This is a genomic window from Massilia sp. Soil_C_3 (genome assembly GCF_057657035.1).
The window spans coordinates 391,996-411,544 of record NZ_JBDGJG010000007.1; the positions used below are offsets into that span (position 1 = coordinate 391,996).

At 66.7% G+C, this 19,549-nt stretch carries 15 protein-coding genes; 14 read left to right on the forward strand and 1 reads right to left on the reverse strand.

Features of this window, described 5'->3' with window-relative positions; genetic code table 11:
* Positions 1–89: 89 nt before the first annotated feature.
* Positions 90–3,089 (reverse strand): TonB-dependent receptor, encoded by a 3,000-nt coding sequence (locus tag AC3A6F_RS16945; RefSeq protein ID WP_487682718.1) that lies wholly within the window; start codon positions 3,087–3,089, stop codon positions 90–92.
* Between the two features lie 235 nt (positions 3,090–3,324).
* Here AC3A6F_RS16945 and AC3A6F_RS16950 point away from each other — a divergent pair, with 235 nt between their 5' ends.
* The 14 genes from AC3A6F_RS16950 (at position 3,325) to AC3A6F_RS17015 (ending at position 19,536) form a co-directional block, all read left to right on the forward strand.
* A complete protein-coding gene (locus tag AC3A6F_RS16950) occupies positions 3,325–4,278 on the forward strand; it encodes an N-acetylmuramoyl-L-alanine amidase-like domain-containing protein (RefSeq protein WP_487682720.1) in 954 nt (317 codons plus the stop codon).
* 505 nt (positions 4,279–4,783) lie between these two features.
* On the forward strand, positions 4,784–6,718 hold the full coding sequence (locus AC3A6F_RS16955) for a polysaccharide biosynthesis protein (protein WP_487682837.1): 1,935 nt from the start codon (positions 4,784–4,786) through the stop codon (positions 6,716–6,718).
* 121 nt (positions 6,719–6,839) lie between these two features.
* On the forward strand, positions 6,840–8,168 hold the full coding sequence (locus AC3A6F_RS16960; RefSeq protein WP_487682722.1) for a nucleotide sugar dehydrogenase: 1,329 nt from the start codon (positions 6,840–6,842) through the stop codon (positions 8,166–8,168).
* A 70-nt stretch (positions 8,169–8,238) separates the two neighbouring features.
* Positions 8,239–9,300, forward strand: coding sequence for a Gfo/Idh/MocA family protein (locus AC3A6F_RS16965; RefSeq protein ID WP_487682724.1), 1,062 nt, complete (start codon positions 8,239–8,241; stop codon positions 9,298–9,300).
* Between the two features lie 2 nt (positions 9,301–9,302).
* On the forward strand, positions 9,303–9,944 hold the full coding sequence (locus AC3A6F_RS16970) for an acyltransferase (protein WP_487682726.1): 642 nt from the start codon (positions 9,303–9,305) through the stop codon (positions 9,942–9,944).
* A 3-nt stretch (positions 9,945–9,947) separates the two neighbouring features.
* Positions 9,948–11,156 (forward strand): DegT/DnrJ/EryC1/StrS family aminotransferase, encoded by a 1,209-nt coding sequence (locus tag AC3A6F_RS16975; RefSeq protein ID WP_487682728.1) that lies wholly within the window; start codon positions 9,948–9,950, stop codon positions 11,154–11,156.
* Positions 11,153–12,400: a lipopolysaccharide biosynthesis protein gene (locus AC3A6F_RS16980; protein WP_487682730.1), complete on the forward strand. Its 1,248-nt coding sequence runs from the start codon at positions 11,153–11,155 to the stop codon at positions 12,398–12,400. Before AC3A6F_RS16975 ends, AC3A6F_RS16980 begins: the two co-directional genes overlap by 4 nt.
* Positions 12,397–13,761, forward strand: a complete 1,365-nt coding sequence (locus AC3A6F_RS16985) for a hypothetical protein (RefSeq protein WP_487682732.1) — start codon at positions 12,397–12,399, stop codon at positions 13,759–13,761. Before AC3A6F_RS16980 ends, AC3A6F_RS16985 begins: the two co-directional genes overlap by 4 nt.
* On the forward strand, positions 13,667–14,836 hold the full coding sequence (locus AC3A6F_RS16990; protein ID WP_487682734.1) for a glycosyltransferase: 1,170 nt from the start codon (positions 13,667–13,669) through the stop codon (positions 14,834–14,836). The genes AC3A6F_RS16985 and AC3A6F_RS16990 overlap by 95 nt, the downstream gene beginning before the upstream one ends.
* 106 nt (positions 14,837–14,942) lie before the next feature.
* Positions 14,943–15,629, forward strand: a complete 687-nt coding sequence (locus tag AC3A6F_RS16995; protein WP_487682736.1) for a hypothetical protein — start codon at positions 14,943–14,945, stop codon at positions 15,627–15,629.
* Positions 15,626–16,408, forward strand: coding sequence for a hypothetical protein (locus tag AC3A6F_RS17000; protein WP_487682738.1), 783 nt, complete (start codon positions 15,626–15,628; stop codon positions 16,406–16,408). Before AC3A6F_RS16995 ends, AC3A6F_RS17000 begins: the two co-directional genes overlap by 4 nt.
* A 38-nt stretch (positions 16,409–16,446) precedes the next feature.
* Complete coding sequence (locus tag AC3A6F_RS17005; protein WP_487682740.1) at positions 16,447–17,739, forward strand: glycosyltransferase family 4 protein; 1,293 nt, start codon at positions 16,447–16,449, stop codon at positions 17,737–17,739.
* Positions 17,732–18,949: a DegT/DnrJ/EryC1/StrS family aminotransferase gene (locus tag AC3A6F_RS17010; protein WP_487682742.1), complete on the forward strand. Its 1,218-nt coding sequence runs from the start codon at positions 17,732–17,734 to the stop codon at positions 18,947–18,949. Before AC3A6F_RS17005 ends, AC3A6F_RS17010 begins: the two co-directional genes overlap by 8 nt.
* Positions 18,946–19,536: a sugar transferase gene (locus tag AC3A6F_RS17015; RefSeq protein ID WP_487682744.1), complete on the forward strand. Its 591-nt coding sequence runs from the start codon at positions 18,946–18,948 to the stop codon at positions 19,534–19,536. Before AC3A6F_RS17010 ends, AC3A6F_RS17015 begins: the two co-directional genes overlap by 4 nt.
* Positions 19,537–19,549: the final 13 nt, after the last annotated feature.

Below are 19,549 nucleotides of genomic sequence, written 5' to 3' on the forward strand. Positions count from 1 at the left end.
GCAGCCACCCACAGTGAAGCAAGTGGACTGCGCAGAACTTGGGTCCCCGCCTGCGCGGGGACGACGGTGGCTGGTAAATCCCGCCTGGATCAGAACTTGTACTTCAGGTTCAGATAGTACTGGCGACCGCTGACATCCAGCTTCTGCTGCTCTTCTTCGCTGTAGCGATACTGGGCGCGCTTGGCGTTGGTCAGGTTGGTCGCATCGAACGTCAGCACCAGGTTCTTGGCCAGGTTGTAGCTGGCCGAGAAGGCCAGCGTGGTCACGGCGTCGGCATAGGTCGGTGCCGTCGGCATCGCGATGCCGTTGATGACCGACAGGCCCTGGCTGTTGGCGGTCGGCGACGGAGCGGTGGTGCTGTTCACGTATTCGCCGCGGTAGTTGGCCACCAGGCGCGACGAGATCTTGTCGTCCTCGTAGTACAGGCCCAGGTTACCGGCCCATTCCGAGGCGCCGACCATCGGACGGCCGTCGTCGACCTTCGTCTTGGCGCGGCTGACGTTCGAGGTAAAGCCGAAGTTGGTATTGCCGAACGGTTGCTCGTACTGCACTTCGATGCCGTGGATCTTGGCGCCCTGCTGCGACGAGCTGTTGATCGCGAAGGTCTTGACCGTGTTGTCGCGCGGGTCGACCAGGTCGACCGTCGAGGAGCCGGTGGCGCCGGTCTTCACGTAGCCGTCGATCTTCGAATGGAACACCGACACGCCCACCAGCGAGCGCGGCGCGAAGTACCACGACCAGGCGATGTCGATATTGTCCGAGGTGAGCGGCGCGAGGTCTGGATTCGGGCCCGTCACACGGCAGCCGTTGGCGTCGCAGGTCGGGGTGCCGAAGCCGCTGCCCAGCAGGTTGTAGTTCTGGCGGCCGATGGTGCGGCTGGCGCCGAAGCGCGCGATCATGTCGCGGTTGAGCTCATAGCGCAGGTTCAAGCTTGGCAGCCAGTTGTCGAAGGTGCGTTTGGTCGGCGTCTTGTAGTACATGGTGCCGGCCTTCGGATCGAACGGCTGGCCGTCCGGGATCGGGGTGGCGTCACCGGCGTCGGTGATCGCACCCGGATAGCCGGCGCAGACGGTGGCCGGCTGGCCCGGCGCCGAACGGTCGCAGGCGCCGGTCGGGATCGGGGTCGCGATATTGGCCTTGACTTCGGTACGCGTGAAACGCAGGCCAAGGTTGCCCGACCAGCGTTCGCCTTCCAGGTTGGCCATCATGTAGGCGGCGCTCTGGCGCTCCTTCATGTCGATCTCGGAGCTGACGCGGCGTTCCCACGCTTCCGAGGTTTCCTTGGTGGCGCCCGAGATGTAGTCGATGGTGCCGTCCTTGGTATAGGTGAAGCCGGTATTGTCCCAGCCGCTGCCACCCAGGCCATCGCCGAAATCACCCGGATACGGCTGCCAGCCGCTGGTCGGGGTGTCGGGATTGCCTACCAGCGCGCCGGTACCTGGCACGGTCAGGTTGGCGCGGAAGGCCGGGCCGCGGCGGCCGCTGGTGCGCTCGTGGTCCGAGAAGCGCACACCGCTTTCCAGCGACTGGAAGATGCCGCGGTCGACGCGGTATTCGGCGTCGAACTGGGCGCTCCATTCCTTGTCGACGGTGCGCACGCCCGAGGCGGCGCGATCGACCACGCGGTAGCCGCTGCCGTCGGCGTTCAGGCCCGGCTGGTTGGCGCCGGCGCCGTGGTACTGGACATACGGCGCATCGTGCAGGCCGCCCAGGGCATACGAGATGCCGGTGCCGTAGCGCGCCAGGGTCAGGCCCTGATCGAGCTCGGTCGAGCCGACGCCGCGCGTGGCCGACAGCAGGGTCTTGACCGTCAGGTCGTCGTTGACGCGGTACTTGGCGTCGAGGTCGAGGAAGGAGCTTTCGGCCTTGGCGCCTTCGCGGAAGAAGCCTTCCGAGTTGCCGACGTATTGCGGGCTGGTTCCGTCCGCATACATGATGTCGGCCGCCTTCAGCACCTTCAGCGGGTGGCCGTAGACGGTGGTCTCGTCGACGATCACCGGGTTGCGGATCTGGGCGTAGACGCGCTGGCCGTTGGAGTTGGTGTTGACGGCGGCGGCAGCGGTCGAACCGAGCGGATGGTTTTTACCGAGCAGCATGGAGTAGATCGCGCTCGAGGTCAGGCGACCGTGGTTGTCGGCGTCCATCGACGAGTGGAAGCCCGTGAGGCTGACGTCCAGGTCGCGGTTGGGCTTGAATTGCAGCGACAGCATGCCGCCCTTGCGGTCGCGCACCGATTCCACGAATTCCGAACTCATCGAACCCGGCAGGCGCACGCCGTTCAGGTCCGAGGCCTTGAGGCCGGTGCCGGCCAGCGATTCATCGGTGATGCCCAGCATGGTCGAGGTGTTGATCACGTCCCAGCCGCTATTGGTGCCGTAGGCGAAGCGCGACACCGAGTCGCGCCGCACATAGCGCTTTTCGGAGAACAGCGAGGCCAGCACGCCGAAGGTGCCCTCTTCGTTCTTCCAGGTGACCGAGCCGTTCATGTCCGGCGCATAGCGGCCCGGCAGGTCGGCGTAGCTGGCGCCGACGCTGACCACGCCCGAGAAGCGCTCTTTCTGCGACAGGGGCTTGCGGGTCGAGACGTTGATGGTGCCGGCCAGGCCGCCATCGATGATGTTGGCCTGCGAGGTCTTGTAGACCACGGCCTGGTTCAGCACGTGCGACGGCATCAGCGACAGGCTGGTCGAACGCGAGCTCGAGGCCTGGTCGGCGACGTACCAGTCGGCGCTGCTGACGGTGTGGCCGTTGAAGACGATCAGCGACATGTCCGGGTTGGTGCCGCGCATCGAGACTTTCTCGGCCTCGTCGTAATCGGTGCGCACGGCCACGCCGGCCAGGCGCTGCAGGGAGTCGGCCAGGTTCTTGTCCGGCATCTTGCCCACGTCTTCCGCGGTGATCACCTCGACGTTGGCCGAGGCATCGCGCTTGACCGCCAGCGACTTGGCCATCGAAGCGCGGATACCGGTCACTTCGACCGTTTGCATCGGGGTGTCGGCCGGTGCGTCCTGGGCCATGACCGGCAGGGCTGCGAGGCTCCAGACTGCCATCGATACGGCCGCTGCGAGCGGCTTCTGCTTGAACATCATCTCTCTCCTGGGAATAGTGCTATCGTTATTGCTTAAGGCAGACTGAAGGCTGCCATGGTCGGAGTATTCATGTTCATTTCAGCGGTGAATAATCACTTGTGTTCGCTTCTATATAACTTGAAGGAATGTACATAAAGGCGACCTCCGTACGGTTATGGCTGGGCGAAGAAATTTCATTACCCAAGCCAGGCGCACCAGATTAGCTTGACGTTTTTTCCCCACATTGATGAACGCCATGCGCCTTGCCTGCCTGCTGCTTGCCAGCGCCGTCCTGACCGGGTGCACGACCGCGCCCGCTCCCAAATCCATCCCGGGCGCGCCGCCGCCGCCGACACCGCTGTCCGCCCTGCTGCAAAAGCAGGTCTACCGGATGACGCCGTTCGAGGCCGGCCAGTACATCGCCCACATGCAGGGCGCCGAGCCGGACCTGAAGAAACGCATCGCCGCGATCGGCCGCCAGAACATCGGCCAGCCCTACTCGCTGCACCTGCTGGGTGAATTCCCCTACGAGATCCACGACAGCCTGCCTCTATATAGCCTGGCGCAGAGCGATTGCGTGGTGTTCGCCGAGCATACCTATGCGATGGCCCTGTCCGGCTCATGGGAAGAGTTCTTCTGGATGCTGCAGCGGATCCGCTACCGCGACGGCGTGATCGGCGTGGCCACGCGCAACCACTACACCGAGATGGACTGGAACGTGGCCAACCGCTGGCTGGTGACCGACGTCAGCGCCCAACTGGCCGGCCCCGGCGGCCCCTCGTACGACATGAAGGTCGACCGCGCGCGCTTCCTGGCCACCCGCCACAATACGGTGCGCGACATCCCGGTCGAGACCAGCCGCCAGGCCTATGTGCCGAAGAAGCAGGTGGCGGCCATCGCCAGCCAGTTGCAGGAGGGGGATTTCGTCAACGTGATCTCGACCCGCGACGGCGAGTACTGGGCCTCGCACGTGGGCCTGGTGGTGCTGGGGCCGAACGGCGAGCGCCACTTCCTGCATTCGGCCGAACCGCAGGTGCGCGAGGAGACGTTCGAATCGTATATCGGGCGCACGCTCGAGCGCCAGGAGCGCAATGCGCGCGCGGGCAAGCGCGGCCAGGCGCTGGCGGGCTTCAAGTTCCTGCGCCTGAACGAACAGATCACGGTGCCGCCGATGGCGCCGCAGCCGCGTCCGGGTCGTCCCGCGGCCTGACATCGCTGCCAGCGTTCCGGCCTGCCGGGCCGGGACGCTTTCTTGTTTCCGCCGTTCCCGTCGGCATACGCCGATCCCGCCTTTTCTCGAACATCCTGATTTAAAGAAATATCCGCTAGAAATTATTATCCAGCGCCATTTCTTGCATTCGCTTCTTCATTTCAACTTCTCTTTTCACGCATTATATCCCTGATCGCTGTTGAGTGACCTCAAGCCCGCGATTCAATCTCGGACAGATAATAAGCTTATACCCACAAAGCCACTCCGCAAAGCCACCCTATTCAGCGCAGTAGTTATTCAAACGCCTGGTCGTGCAGTAAACCATTATTTTGATTGCAGCAGCACGTCGTTCTCTTTCAGCGAGAAGCCGATCGCCATGTCAATTCAACGCTACAGCCTGTCTCACCAGCTCTGCGCAAGAATCGTGTCCATGCACCGCACTGCGAAGGCCGCCCTGGCCATCGGGGTCGACCTGGTTGCGCTTCCCGTGTGTTTTTTAATCGCAATGATATTGCGCGGTGGCGATTTACAGCTCGCAAAACAATTCGGGCCGGGCTCTTATTTACTGGTGGCGGCGCTGACGATAATGGCTTTCTGGCTATCCGATTTATACCGGGCCGTTATCCGCTTTATCGACCATCGCCTGCTCACCCTTACCGGTCTCGCATTGGGTATTGCGGTATTATGTGCCTATCTCACTTTGGTATTCCTCAATGAGGCGCGATTTCCGCGCAGCGCGCTGGCGATATATTGGTTCATCGCTTTTTCTCATGTCGTCGTCTCGCGGATCGGCGTGCGCAAGCTGCTGCGCAGCAAGCGCGGTCCCTGCGCCGGCAAGGCGCTGGCGGTCGCCATCTACGGCGCCGGCGAGGCCGGCGCCCGGCTGGCCCAGACCATGCGCGACGGCGACGAGTACCGCCCGCTGTGCTTCTTCGACGACAAGCACGCGCTGAACGAGCGCACCGTGGCCGGCCTGCGCGTGTTCCACACTTCGCGCCTGGTCGAGCTCGGCGCCGCGCTCGGCATCCGCACCATCGTCATCGCCCTGCCCGCCGCCGCGCCCGAACGCCTGCGCGAGCTGATGCAGCGCCTGGGCCAGGCCGGCGTGCCCACTAAAATCCTCACCCGGCTGGTCGACCTGGCCGACGACAAGGCCAGCGACAAGTCGGTCCTGCGCGACGCCATCCGCGAAATCAAGTTCGAAGACCTGCTCGGCCGGCCGCCGGTGCCGCCGCGGCTCGACCTGTTCGCGCGCTGCGTGCGCGGCAAGGGGGTGCTGGTGACGGGCGCCGGCGGTTCCATCGGCAGCGAGCTGTGTCGCCAGATCGTCACCCTGAGCCCGGCGCGCCTGCACCTGGTCGACCATTCCGAATACGCGCTGTACACCATCCGGCAAGAGCTGGCGGCGCGCTTTCCCGACCTGCCCATCCACGCCCACCTGGGCTCGGTCTGCAACGCCGACCTGGTCGAGCGCGTGCTGGCCGCGGGCGGCATCGACACCATCTACCATGCCGCCGCCTACAAGCACGTGCCGCTGGTCGAGACCAATATCGTCGAAGGCCTGCGCAACAATGTGCTGGGGGCCCAGATCATCGCCGCCGCCGCGGCCCACCACGGCGTCCAGACCTGCGTGCTGATCTCCAGCGACAAGGCGGTGCGGCCGACCAATATCATGGGCGCCAGCAAGCGCATCGCCGAACTGATCTTCCAGGCCGCCGCCGCCCGCGCCGCCGGTGGCGGCGCACCGGGCGACGGCGCCGGCAACGGGACCAGCAGTGGGGCCAGCAATGGGGCCGGCAACCGCGAAGGCAACCGCGCAGGCACCACATTCTGCATGGTCCGCTTCGGGAATGTGCTGGGCTCCTCGGGGTCGGTGATTCCCCTGTTCCAGCGCCAGATCACGCGCGGCGGTCCGGTGACGATCACCCATCCCGAGGTGTCGCGCTACTTCATGCTCATCCCCGAGGCGGCCCAGCTGGTGATCCAGGCCGGCGCCATGGCCAAGGGCGGCGACGTGTTCGTGCTCGACATGGGCGAGCCGGTGCGCATCCTCGACCTGGCGCGCACCATGATCGCCATGCACGGCCTCACCGAGCGCACGCCCCAGCAGCCGCGCGGCGACGTCGAGATCCAGTTCATCGGTCTGTTCCCGGGCGAGAAGCTGCACGAAGAACTGCTCACCGACGGCACTGTCTTCCCGAGCGAGCACCCGCGCATCATGCGCATGAAAGAAAGCGCGCTGCGGCCCAGTGTGCTCGAGACCTGCATCACCTGCCTCATGATGGCCTGCGAGACCCACGAGCGCGGCCCCATCGAGTCGATGGTCAAGGCCATCGTGTCCGAATACCTGCCATCGCCTCCGGCGCCCTTGCCGCAGGCGCCGGTCGAGGAACCGGTGCCTGCTGGCCTGATTCGCAAGTTCGTACCGTTCCGGATCTAGAGCCGGCCAGCGCCGCCGCTTCACACAGTCACCGTCACATCGTTGCTGTCGTAATTGCTGCCATACCGGCTGTCATGCCTGCTGTCATACCCGTCGTCACACTGTCACTGTCGAGGAACCCATGCGAGACGAGAACCAATCAGTTCAACTGGAGCAGCTGCTGGCCCGGCTGCGCGACCGCCATGCCGTGATCGGCATCATCGGCCTCGGCTACGTCGGCCTGCCGCTGGCGCTGCGCTACGCCGCCGAAGGTTTCCGTGTCCTCGGGATCGACGTCGACCCCGACAAGGTCGCGCGGCTCAACCGCGGCGGCAGTTATATCGCGCACATCGATGCCGCGACAATCGAGGCGGCGCGCGCCAGCGGCTTCATGGCCAGCACCGACTTCGCGCGCACGAGCGAGGCCGACGCCCTGATCATCTGCGTTCCCACCCCGCTCACCGCCTACCGCGAACCCGACCTGTCGTTCGTGATCGGCACCGTCGAATCCCTGCTGCCGCACATGCGGCCCGGCCAGCTGCTGTCGCTCGAGAGCACCACCTACCCCGGCACCACCGAGGAAGAGCTGCGCCCGCGCCTGGAGTCGCGCGGCCTGCGCGTCGGCCAGGACGTGTTCCTCGTGTTCTCGCCCGAGCGCGAAGACCCGGGCAATCCCGATTTCCATACCCGCACCATCCCCAAGGTATGCGGCGGCTCCACCAATGCCTGCCTGGAAGCCGGCCTGGCCCTGTACCGCGCCGCCATCGACACGGTGGTGCCGGTCAGCTCGACCCGCGCGGCCGAACTGACCAAGCTGCTCGAGAACATCCACCGCGCCGTCAACATCGGCCTGGTCAACGAGATGAAGATCATCGCCGACCGCATGGGCATCGATATCCACGAGGTGATCCGCGCCGCCGCCACCAAGCCGTTCGGCTTCACCCCCTATTACCCCGGCCCCGGCCTGGGCGGACACTGCATCCCGATCGATCCCTTCTATCTCACCTGGAAGGCGCGCCAGTACGGCCTGCACACCCGCTTCATCGAGCTGGCTGGCGAGATCAACAGCGACATGCCGGGCTGGGTGGTCGGCAAGGTGGCCGACGCCCTCAACGAGCGCGGCCGCGCGGTGATGGGCAGCCGCATCCTGGTGCTGGGCATCTCCTACAAGAAGGACGTCGAAGACATGCGCGAGTCGCCCTCGGTGGCGCTGATGGAGCTGCTGCGCGCGCGCGGCGCCGCGGTCGACTATTCCGACCCGCACGTCCCGGTCTTCCCGCGCATGCGCGAACACCATTTCGAGCTGTCGAGCGTGCCGCTAACGCCTGCCTCGCTCGCCTCCTACGACGTGGTGCTGCTGGCCACCAGCCATAGCGCCTTCGACTACGACCTGGTGCGCCAGTACGCCAACCTGATCGTGGACACCCGCGGCGTGTACCCGAACCGCTTGCCGAACGTGGTGCAGGCCTGAGCGGCCGCAACTCCGATCCGACCCGTCCACGCCCTACTTATCGACATCTACCGTCACGCCCGGAGCCCGCATGCGCCACTATCCTCCTCCCATCCTCGACCGCAAGATCCGCTTCGCCCTGGTCGGCTGCGGCCGCATCGCCCGCAACCACATGAACGCCATGCGCGAGCACGCCGACCGCTGCGAACTGGCCGGCGTGTGCGACATCGATCCGCGCGCGCGCGAAGAAGCCGCCGGCATCGCCGGCGCCCGCCCGTATGCCAGCCTCGAGCGCATGCTGGCCGAGCTCGACGCCGACGCCTTCGTGCTCGCCACCCCGTCCGGCCTGCACCCGGGCCAGGCGATCCGCATCGCCGCTGCCGGCCGCCACGTGATCACCGAGAAGCCGATGGCCACGCGCTGGGAAGACGGCAAGCGCATGGTGGCCGCCGCCGACGAGGCCGGGGTGCGGCTGTTCGTCGTCAAGCAGAACCGCCGCAACGCCACCCTGCAACTGCTCAAGCGCGCCGTCGAGAAAAAGCGCTTCGGCCGCATCTATATGGTCAACCTCAATGTGTTCTGGACCCGCCCCGACGCGTACTACCGCAGCGCCGGCTGGCGCGGGACCTGGGAATTCGACGGCGGCGCCTTCATGAACCAGGCCAGCCACTACGTCGACCTGCTCGAATGGATCGTCGGCCCGATCGAAAGCCTGCAAGCCTATACCGCCACCCTGGCGCGCGACATCGAGGTCGAGGACACCGGCGTGATGAGCCTGCGCTGGCGCAATGGCGCGCTGGGCTCCATGAACGTCACCATGCTAGCCTGGCCGCGCAACCTCGAAGGCTCGATCACCATCCTCGGCGAGCATGGCAGCGCGCGCATCGGCGGCGTCGCCGTCAACGAAGTGCAGCAATGGGAATTCGCGCAGCCCGATCCCGACGACGCGCTGGTGCTTGATGCCAGCTACCAGACCACGTCGGTCTATGGCTTCGGCCATCCGCTCTATTACGACAACGTGATCCGCGTGCTGCGCGGCGAGGCCGAGCCCGAGACCGACGGCCGCGAAGGCCTCAAATCGCTCGAGGTGCTGGTCGCCGCTTACCGCTCGGCGCGCGACGGCCGCCGCGTCGCCCTGCCGCTGGAGTACTGACCATGGCCATCATCATCCATTCCAGCGCCATCGTCGATCGCGGCGCCCAGCTCGGCGACGACACCCACGTCTGGCACTTCGCCCACGTCTGCGCCGGCGCGCGCATCGGCGCCGCCTGCTCGCTGGGCCAGAATGTCTTCGTCGGCAACGACGTGTGCATCGGCAACGGGGTCAAGATCCAGAACAACGTCTCGATCTACGACGCTGTGACCCTCGAAGACGACGTCTTCTGCGGTCCTAGCATGGTGTTCACCAACGTCTACAACCCGCGCGCCGCGGTGCCGCGCAAGCACGAATACCGGCGCACCCTGGTGCGGCGCGGGGCCACCATCGGCGCCAATGCCACCGTGGTGTGCGGCGTGACGATCGGCCAGTACGCCTTCGTCGCCGCCGGCGCCGTGGTCAACCGCGACGTCGCGCCGCATGCGCTGGTGGCGGGCGTGCCGGCGCGCCAGATCGGCTGGATCAGCCGCACCGGCGACCGCCTGGCCCTGCCCCTCACCGGCAATGGCGAAGCGCGCTGCCCGCATACCGGCGAGTCCTACGTCCTGCAAGACAGCGTCTGCCGCGCTGCCGACAGCGCAAGCGACCTGATTGGCAGCGCCCCGAAGCCAAGCTCGATCCAGAGCGCCGCACGAGGATAATCCATGGACTTCATCGACCTCAAATCGCAATATCTCGCCTCGCGCGCGCTGATCAACGGCCGCATCCAGGCCGTCCTCGACCACGGCCAGTACATCCTCGGCCCCGAGGTGGCCGAGCTCGAGGCGCGCCTGGCGGCCCGCACCGGGGCGCGCCACTGCATCACCGTGTCGTCCGGCACCGAGGCGCTCATCATCGCCATGATGGCGCTCGGCATCAAGGCCGGCGACGAGGTGATCACCACCCCGTTCTCCTTCATCGCCGCGGCCGAAGCCGTGATGCTGGTGGGCGCCACCCCGGTGTTCGCCGACGTCGAAGCCGCCACCGGCAATATCGACGCGCGCCTGATCGCCGAGCGCATCACGCCGCGCACGCGCGCCATCCTTCCGGTCTCGCTGTACGGCCAGCCGGCCGACATGGACGCCATCAGCGCCATCGCCGAACCCTATGGCATCGCCGTCATCGAGGACGCCGCCCAGAGCTTCGGCGCCACCTACCGCGGCCGCCAGAGCTGCCACCTGTCCACGATCGGCTGCACCAGCTTCTTTCCCAGCAAGCCGCTGGGCTGCTATGGCGACGGCGGCGCCCTGTTCACCGACGACGACGCCCTGGCCCAGGCCATGCGCGAGATCCGCGTCCACGGCCAGTCGCACCGCTACGTGCACACCAGGCTGGGCGTGGGTGGACGCATGGACACCCTGCAGTGCGCCGTGGTGCTGGCCAAGCTCGAGCGCTTCGAATGGGAAGTCGAGCAGCGCCAGCGCGCCGCGGCCGAGTACGACGCCTTGCTGCGCCACCAGATTCCCGTCCTCGCCGTGCGCAGCGACCGCAGCAGCGTCCATGCCCAGTACACGGTGCTGGTCGACGACCGCGAGCGGGTGCGCGGGCAGCTTGCCGCCGCCGGCATCCCGACCGCCGTCCACTACCCGGTGCCGATCCACCGCCAGGCCGCCTATGCCCATCTGGCGCCGGACACCTATCCGGTGGCCGAAGGACTGGCCCGGCGCGTCCTCAGCTTGCCGATGGGGCCGTTCCTCGACAGTGCCAGCGCGCAGCGGGTGGCCAGGGCCTTGCTCGACGCCTGTCGCCAGTCGCGCAACGCGATGCCCGCAGTGACGCCGGACGAGGTGACGCCAGACGAGGTAGCGCCTGCGTCGGCCACCTCCGTCGCCTCGGTCGCCTCGGTCGCCGCCACTCCCGCCACCACTTCATGAGGCATTTGCCGCCATTCTGGCGCCACGTCGCCACCGTCCTCGGTGGCGCCCTCGGCGCACAGGCCCTGCCGCTGCTGGCGGCGCCGCTGCTGACGCGCATGTGCACGCCGCAAGAGCTGGGCGCCTACAGCGTCTGGCTCGGCGTGATCGCGCTGTCGGCGATCGGCGCCACCCTGCGCATGGAGGCGGCGATGATCCTCGACCACGAACAACAGCACCAGCGCACCTGCTTCCGGGTCGTGTTCTACAGCGCCACCATCGCCGCATTGCTGCTGACCCTGATTGCCACCGCGGCGCGGCTGGCCGGCTTCGAACCGGCCCTGCACCTGCCATGGGCGGCCCTGCTCACGATCGGCGCCGGCGCCTGGCTGATCGCCTGCATGCAGACCACGCTCGCCTACGCCACTTCGCACAATGCCTTCGGCAAGGCGGCGCGCGCCAAGGTGGTGGCGGCCGCCGTCATCGTCTTCACCCAGCTCACGCTGCTGCATGCCGGCCTTGGCGGGTCCGGCCTGATCGCCGGCCACCTGTGCGGCCTGCTGGCCGGCTACCTGTATGCGCGGCGCCTGCTGCGTCCACCGCGCGCGCCGGTCGCCTGGCTACCCGATCCCGACCAGCGCGCCTACCTGCGGCGCCACCAGGCCTTCTGGCGCTATTCGCTGCCGTCGAACCTGCTCAATGGCGCCGTCAGCCAGTTGCCGCTATTCCTGATCGGGATGCGCCACGGCGTGCTGGCCGCCGGCCTGTATGCGCTGACCCAGCGCGTTCTGTCGGCGCCGGTGTCGCTGCTGGCCGCCTCGGTGCTCGAAGTCTTCAAGCGCGAATCGGTGCTCGAGTTCCGCGAGCACGGCAATTGCAGCCGCACCTACCTCCACACCTTCAAGGCGCTGCTGGTGCTGGGCATCGGTCCGGCGCTGCTGCTGATGGCCTTCGCCCCGACCCTGTTCGCCACGGTGTTCGGCGCCTCCTGGCGCGAGGCGGGCGAACTGGCCCAGCTGATGGCGCCGCTGTTCCTGCTGAACTTCGTCGCCAGTCCGCTGAGCTATGTGTTCTTCGTGGCCGGCCGCCAGAAGGCCGACCTGCTGTGGCAGGTCACGCTGTTCGCCACCACCCTCGGCGCCTTCCTGCTGCCGGGCAGCGTGCACGACAACGTGCTGTGGTACGTGATCGGCTATTCCTGCCTCTACCTGGTCTACCTGCACATGTCCTGGAACTGCTCGCGCAACGGGCTGGCCACCGCATGAATACCTTGTCCACGACGCATCCAGCTCCGCCTCCGGCCCTGAATGCAGGCGCCGCACCCGATATCTGGCAGTTGGCGCTGCAGGGCGGCCCCACCCAGCCCCGCGGCGCAGCGCGCGCCCGGCGCGAGCAATGGCTGATGATCGCCTGCTTCTTCATGCTGTTCCCGGGCTTCTTCTTCTACCACACCCTGCTCGGCACCGGCACCACCGGCGCCTTCCTGGGCGGTTACTTCGGCCCGGTGGCGCTGGCCTTTGCCTGCCCGATGTGCCTGGTTTACCTTGCCCGCATGCGGCGCGACACCCGCCGCCTGACCCTGGTCGACATCCACTACGGCGTTTTCTTCGCGTATTTCGTGGGCGTGGTGGTGGTCAATGCGGCGGCCGGCGCCAACCGCGCCATCGTGGTCTACCACATGCTCGCCATCCTGTTCATGGTGCTGGTCTACATCCAGTTCTGCTTCATCGACTTCGCCAGCCGGCGCTTTCGCGTCGTCGGCCTGCTCAGCCTGGCAGCGATGTCGACCATCGTATTCTCGTATTCGGTCGACGGTGTGTTCTACCTCGGCGCGCTCGGCATCGCCAAGGACACCAATGCGCTCGCCACCTACCAGGGTTTCTCGCGTTCCTACCTGTTTACTTATCTGGCGGTGGCCACGTTCACGCGCAGGCTGCCGCTGCGCCTGACCTTGCATGCGCTGGGCGCGGCCACGCTGTTCGTCAACACCGCGCGCAGCGAGTTCGTGGCCCTGCTGTTCGCGATTCCCCTGATCGAATTCTATTATTCGCGCCACAAGCTGTACTTCGTGCTGGCTGGCGTGTGCATCGCCGCCACCGTCGGCCTCTACCTCGACCAGATCCTGGCGTCCCTGCCCTCGAACCGCATCCTCGAACTGTTCGACCTGTCGCACTCGACCTCGGCCAACAAGCGCCAGCAGTTGACCGTGCATGCGGTGCAATCGATCGCCGCCCACCCCATCCTGGGCGACTATGGCAGCTACAAGCCCGGCCATTACTCGCACAACGTGCTGTCGGCCTGGGTCGACCTCGGCCTGTTCGGCATGCTCTACGTAGCGGCGCTCGCCATCGTCCCGATCACGCCGATGTTCTTCCACGACTACTTCGCCGCACGCCGGCGCCCGCTGTTCCTGCTGGCCTTCGCCTTCGCCTGCGTCACCGTCCTGTTGCTGCTGACGTCCCATTACTTCACTGACATGCTGCTCAGCGCCACCCTCGGCGCCTGCAGCCGCTATGCCTACGAGAGGAAACATGCCGCGCATCGTTCACCTGACCTCGGCGCATCCGCGCTACGACACCAGGATCTTCATCAAGCAATGTCGCACGCTGGCCAGCCACGGTCATGAGGTGATCCTGGTCGTGGCCGACGGCCTCGGCGACGAGCTGCGCGACGGCGTCTGGATCGTCGACGCCGGAAAACACACGGGCGAGCCGTCGGGGCAGCGTCAAAACGCCCTCGTGGAGCGTTTGGACCGCATGCTGTGGACCACGCGCCGGGTCGCCGCGCGCGCGCTGGCCTTCGATGCCGACGCCTACCAGTTGCACGACCCGGAGCTATTGCCGGCCGGCCTGCGCCTGCAGCGCGCCGGCATGCGCGTCGTCTTCGATGCCCACGAAGACGTGCCGACCCAGCTGCTCGACAAACCCTATCTGGCGCCTGGCGTCGCACACCTGGTGGCAGGCCTGTACGCGCGCTATGAACGCTACGCCTGCAAGCGCCTCGACGGCCTGCTGGCCGCCACGCCGCATATCCGCGAGCGGCTCGCGCGCTGCAATGCGCAGACGATCGACGTCGCCAACTATCCGCTGCCAGAGGAATTCGCGCCCGAACGCAGCTGGGACGCGCGCACCGAAATCTGCTACGTCGGCAGCATCTCGGCGATCCGCGGCATCCGCGAAATGGTGCATGCCTGCGCCCTGCTGCGCACCCCGGTCCGGCTGGCCCTGGCCGGCAGCTTCGGCGATCCGGCGCTCGCGCGCGAGGTGGCGCTGCTGCCGGGCTGGGCCCGCATCCGCGCGCTCGGCCACCTCGACCGCGCCGGCGTGGGCCGGGTCATGGAAAACGCGTTCGCCGGCCTGGTCACCTTGCTGCCGACCGCGAGCTACCGCGATGCGCTGCCGGTCAAGATGTTCGAATACATGGCGGCCGGCATTCCCGTGATCGCGTCGGATTTCCCGCGCTGGCGCGCCATCGTCGAGGCCAGCGATTGCGGCCTGTGCGTCGACCCGCGAGATCCGGCGGCCATCGCCGCCGCCATCGACCGCCTGGCGCAAGATCCGCAACTGGCCAGGCGCATGGGCGCCAATGGCCGGCGTGCTGTCGAGCAGACCTATAACTGGAGAAACGAGGCGCAGAAACTGGTGCGATTTTATGATGACCTGACCCGGCATCCATTGGCCCACCGCCTGGCGCTGACCTAGCAAACAGAAATAAATTCATGCCGCGCCAGCGCCCTTCGTTTAAGCGGGTTCAAGGAATCGCACGGCGATCCACCTTATCGTGTAAAGCAGACTTAGAGGTGAGAATATGTTCTTGCAACACTACAACACATTTATTCAAGCCATTAATTTGCCGGTGGCGAAACTCTGTTTTCACGAGCACATCGATCCGGAGGATATCCGCACGACCTACCGCGCCTTCACCCGGCCGCATCCGCGCTTTCGCCTCATTCGCGCCAAGACCGTCGGCGCGGCGCTGATCGACCTGTCGCGCTTCGCCGACCGCCATGCCTACGAGGAGCAGATCAAGGCGAAGAACCACGGCGGCTATCACGCCAAACGGGCGCGCCGGCGCGGCTACCGTTTCGTCGACATCGACCGCAACGATTATATCGACGACATCCACGCCATCAATACCTCGCTCGATACGCGGCAAGGCCGCCCGATGGACCGCAAATATACCGAGAAACGCGAGGCATTCGACACGCTGCCGCATTTCCGCCATCACGGTATTCTCGATCCACAAGGAAAACTGGTCGCCTATGCGAGCCTCGCCATCTATGGCAATTTCGCCGCCTTTTCGCAAATGCTGGGATTTCGCAATAACGACGGCATCATGCACCTGCTGCTGGTGGAAACCATCAGCCGCCTGATCGACGAACAGCAGGTGCGCTACGTCATGTACGACACCTTCCTCGGCGCCCAGCCCGGCCTCAAGACCTTCAAGACCATCCTGGGTTTCCAGCCCTACCGAGCGCAGTATTGTCTGCAATGAAGACTTTCCTCAACCGGGTGTATGCCGACTACCTGATGCCCAGCCGCCTCGGCGAATATGCATCCCTGCTGCAGGCGGCGAACGACGCCGGTTACGCACAGGTATCGGTGCGCAGCTTCTTCCGCAACCTGAACCGCCAGGACACGCCGCGCAAGACGCTGGTGCACCGCCACGACATCGACAGCGATCTGCGCACGGCAAAGAAGATGTTCGCGCTCGAGGCCCGGCACGGCGTCCGGGCCAGCTATTACTTTCGCCTCTGCACCCTCGACTATGGCTTCATGCGCGAAATCGAAGCGGCCGGCAGCGAAGCCAGCTACCACTACGAAGAGGTCGCCGATTTCGCCAAGCGCCACCGCATCCGCAAGGGCGACGAGCTGCGTCTGCGCTTTCCCGAAATTCGCGAACTGTTCGCACGCAATATCGGCCAGATCGCGTCGCGCCTGGGCGCGCCGCTGGCCACTGTGGCAAGCCATGGCGACTTCGCCAACCGCCGCCTGAACGTGATCAACCACGAGCTGCTGCGCGACCGCGCGCTGCGCACCCGCTGCGGCATCGAATGCGAATCCTACGACGCCGAATTGCTGCGCGGCTTCGACCTGTACATCAGCGACCGCAAGCATCCCGTCTACTACACACCGATGTCGCCCTTCGGCGCCCTCGGCCACTACGAACGCATCTGCATGCTCACCCACCCGGTGCAATGGGAAACCAACTGGATCGAGAACACCCGCTGCAACTGGCGGCGCCTGGTCGAGGAAATGGCGTGGCGCATATGACGCATCAGATATGACGCATCTGATATGACGCATCTGATATGAACATCCTTCTCATCAACCACTACGCCGGCTCGGTTCACCACGGCATGGAGTACCGCCCCTATTACCTGGCGCGCGAATGGGTACGGGCCGGGCACCGGGTGCACATCGTGGCCGCCTCGCAGTCGCACCTGCGGCGCCAGGGTCCCACCATGGCCGGCCGCGACCGCGTTGTCGAGGACATCGACGGCATCCACTACACCTGGCTGCGCACCCCCGCCTATGCCGGCAATGGCGCCGGCCGCGTGCGCAATATGCTGGCCTTCGTGGCGCGCCTGTGGCGCGAAGCCCCGCGCCTGGCGCAGACCTTCGCGCCGCAAGCCGTGATCGCCTCCAGCACCTATCCGCTCGACATCTGGCCGGCCCACCGGATCGCCCGTCTGGCGGGAGCGCGCCTGCTGCACGAGGTGCATGACCTGTGGCCGCTGTCGCCGATGGAACTGGGCGGCCATTCGCGCCGTCACCCCTTCATCATGCTGCTGCAGGCGGCCGAGAACCACGCCTGCCGCCACGCCGACGCCATCGTCTCGATCCTGCCCCAGGTACGCGAACACCTGGAGGCGCGCGGCATGGCGCCGCACAAGCTGCACCTGATCCCGAACGGCGTCGACCCGGACGAATGGCCGGCCGCCGGCACGCCGCTACCCCACGCGGATGGGTCATGCAGCGGCCTGGACGCATTGCCGTCAGCCGCCCCCCTGCTTGCCCGCCTCGACAGGCTGCACGCCGAAGGCCGGACGATCGTCGGCTATGCCGGCAGCCACGGCCTGGCCAATGCGCTCGACACCCTGCTCGACGCCGCCCACCTGCTGCGCCAGCGGCCATTCGCCTTCATACTGGTCGGCGACGGCCCCGAAAAGGAGCGGCTGCGGCGCCAGGCGCGCGCGCTCGGGCTCGACCACGTCCACTTCGTCGATCCGGTCCCGAAGCGCGCCATCCCGGCCTTGCTGGCGCGCTTCGACATCGCCTTCCTCGGGTGGCGGCGCCAGCCGCTGTACCGCTTCGGCATCGCGCCCAACAAGCTGCTCGACTACATGATGGCGGGTTGTCCGGTCCTGCATGCGGTCGAGGCCGGCAACGATCCGGTGGCGGAAACCGGCTGCGGCGTCAGCGTGGCGCCCGACGATCCGTCCGCCCTGGCCGAGGGGCTGGCGCGCCTGATGGCGCTCGACCCACGCACGCGCCGGGCGCTGGGCGAGCGCGGCCGCCGCCACGTGCTCGAGCACCTGAGCTATCCAGTCCTGGCCCGACGCTTCCTTGCCGTACTCGCACAGGAGACCCGCCATGCCTGACCAGATGCTGCCCGCAGACACCTTTTTGCCCTTCGCCCTGCCCGACATCGGCGAAGAAGAGATCCGCGCGGTCGAAGCCTGCCTGCGCTCCGGCTGGGTCACCACCGGCCCCGTCACGCGGCGCTTCGAATCCGCCTTTCGCGACTACCTCGGCGGCGAGGTCGAGGCGATCGCCGTCAACTCCGCCACCGCCGGCCTGCACCTGGCGCTGGAGGCGGCCGGGGTCGGCCCGAACGATGAAGTCATCGTACCGACCCTGACCTTCACCGCCAGCGCCGAAGTCGTGCGCTACCTCGGCGCCCGGCCGGTGTTCGTCGATGCCGACCCGCACACCCTCAACCTGGACCCGGCCGCGGTGGCCGCCGCGATCACGCCGCGCACGCGCGCGATCGTCCCCGTGCACTTCGCCGGGATGGCGGCCGACATGGACGCCATCGGCCGTCTCGCGCGGCGCCACGGCCTGCGCGTGATCGAGGACGCCGCCCATGCATTCCCCACGCGCCACCATGGCCGGCTGGTGGGCACGCTCGACAGCGACGTGACCGTGTTCAGCTTCTATGCCAACAAAACCATGACCACCGGCGAGGGCGGCATGGTCGTCACGCGCGACCCGCGGCTGGCCGAACGGATCCGCTGCATGCGCCTGCATGGCATCAGCCGCGACGCCTTCGACCGCTACACGGCGCGCACGCCGTCCTGGTACTACGAGGTGGTTGCCGCCGGCTTCAAGTACAACCTGACCGATATCGCGTCCGCGATCGGCATCGAGCAGCTGCGCAAGATCGACCGCTTTCAACAGCGCCGCAGCGCACTGGCCGCACGCTACGATGCGGCGTTGGCCGGCCTGCCCCTGATCCTGCCGGCGCGCCCGGAGACGGGGTCCGGCTCGACCCACGCGTGGCACCTGTACGTGGTGCGCCTGGAGCATACGGCGCCTGATGGCTTGGACAGCGCGCGCAACGCAGGGACGGCGCACGGTGGGCGCGACGCACTGATCGCGAGGCTTGCCGAACGCGGTATCGGCACCAGCGTGCACTTCATCCCGCTGCACCGCCAGCCCTACTGGCGCGACAGCTACAACCTGCGCGCCGCCCACTTCCCGGTCGCCGAGGCCGCCTTCGGGGCGATGCTGACGCTGCCGCTGTACACCCGCATGGGCGACGCCGACCAGGAGCGGGTGATCGCGGCGCTGCACGACCTGCTGTCATGAGCAAGCGCCTGTTCGACCTGGCGGCGTCGCTGGCGGGATTGCTGCTGCTGTCGCCCTTGCTGCTCGCGATCGCCTTGTGGATCAAATGGGATTCGCCGGGGCCCGTGCTGTACCGCCAGCAGCGCGTCGGGCGCGGTGCAACCTTGTTTACGATCTATAAATTCCGCACCATGCACCAGAGACTGAACGGCGGTCCCGAGCTCACGGTCGGCGCCGACCCGCGCATCACCCACGCCGGCGCCGTGCTGAGGCGCTACAAGCTGGATGAGCTTCCGCAGCTGTTCAACGTCGTCAATGGGAGCATGAGCCTGGTGGGACCGCGGCCTGAAGTGCCGCGCTACGTGGCCCACTATCCCGAGCCGCTGCGCCGCATCGTGCTGTCGGTCGCGCCCGGCATCACCGACTGGGCCTCGATCCTCTACAAGGACGAGAACGCGGTGCTGGCGCGCGCGGGCGACCCGGAACGCGCCTATATCGACACCGTGCTGCCGGCCAAGCTGCACTACTACGTGCGCTACGTGCGCGAACGGACCTTCTGGATCGACGTGAAGATCATCCTGCGCACGCTGGCCGCGATCGTTCGCTAAGCAACAAGTGGAA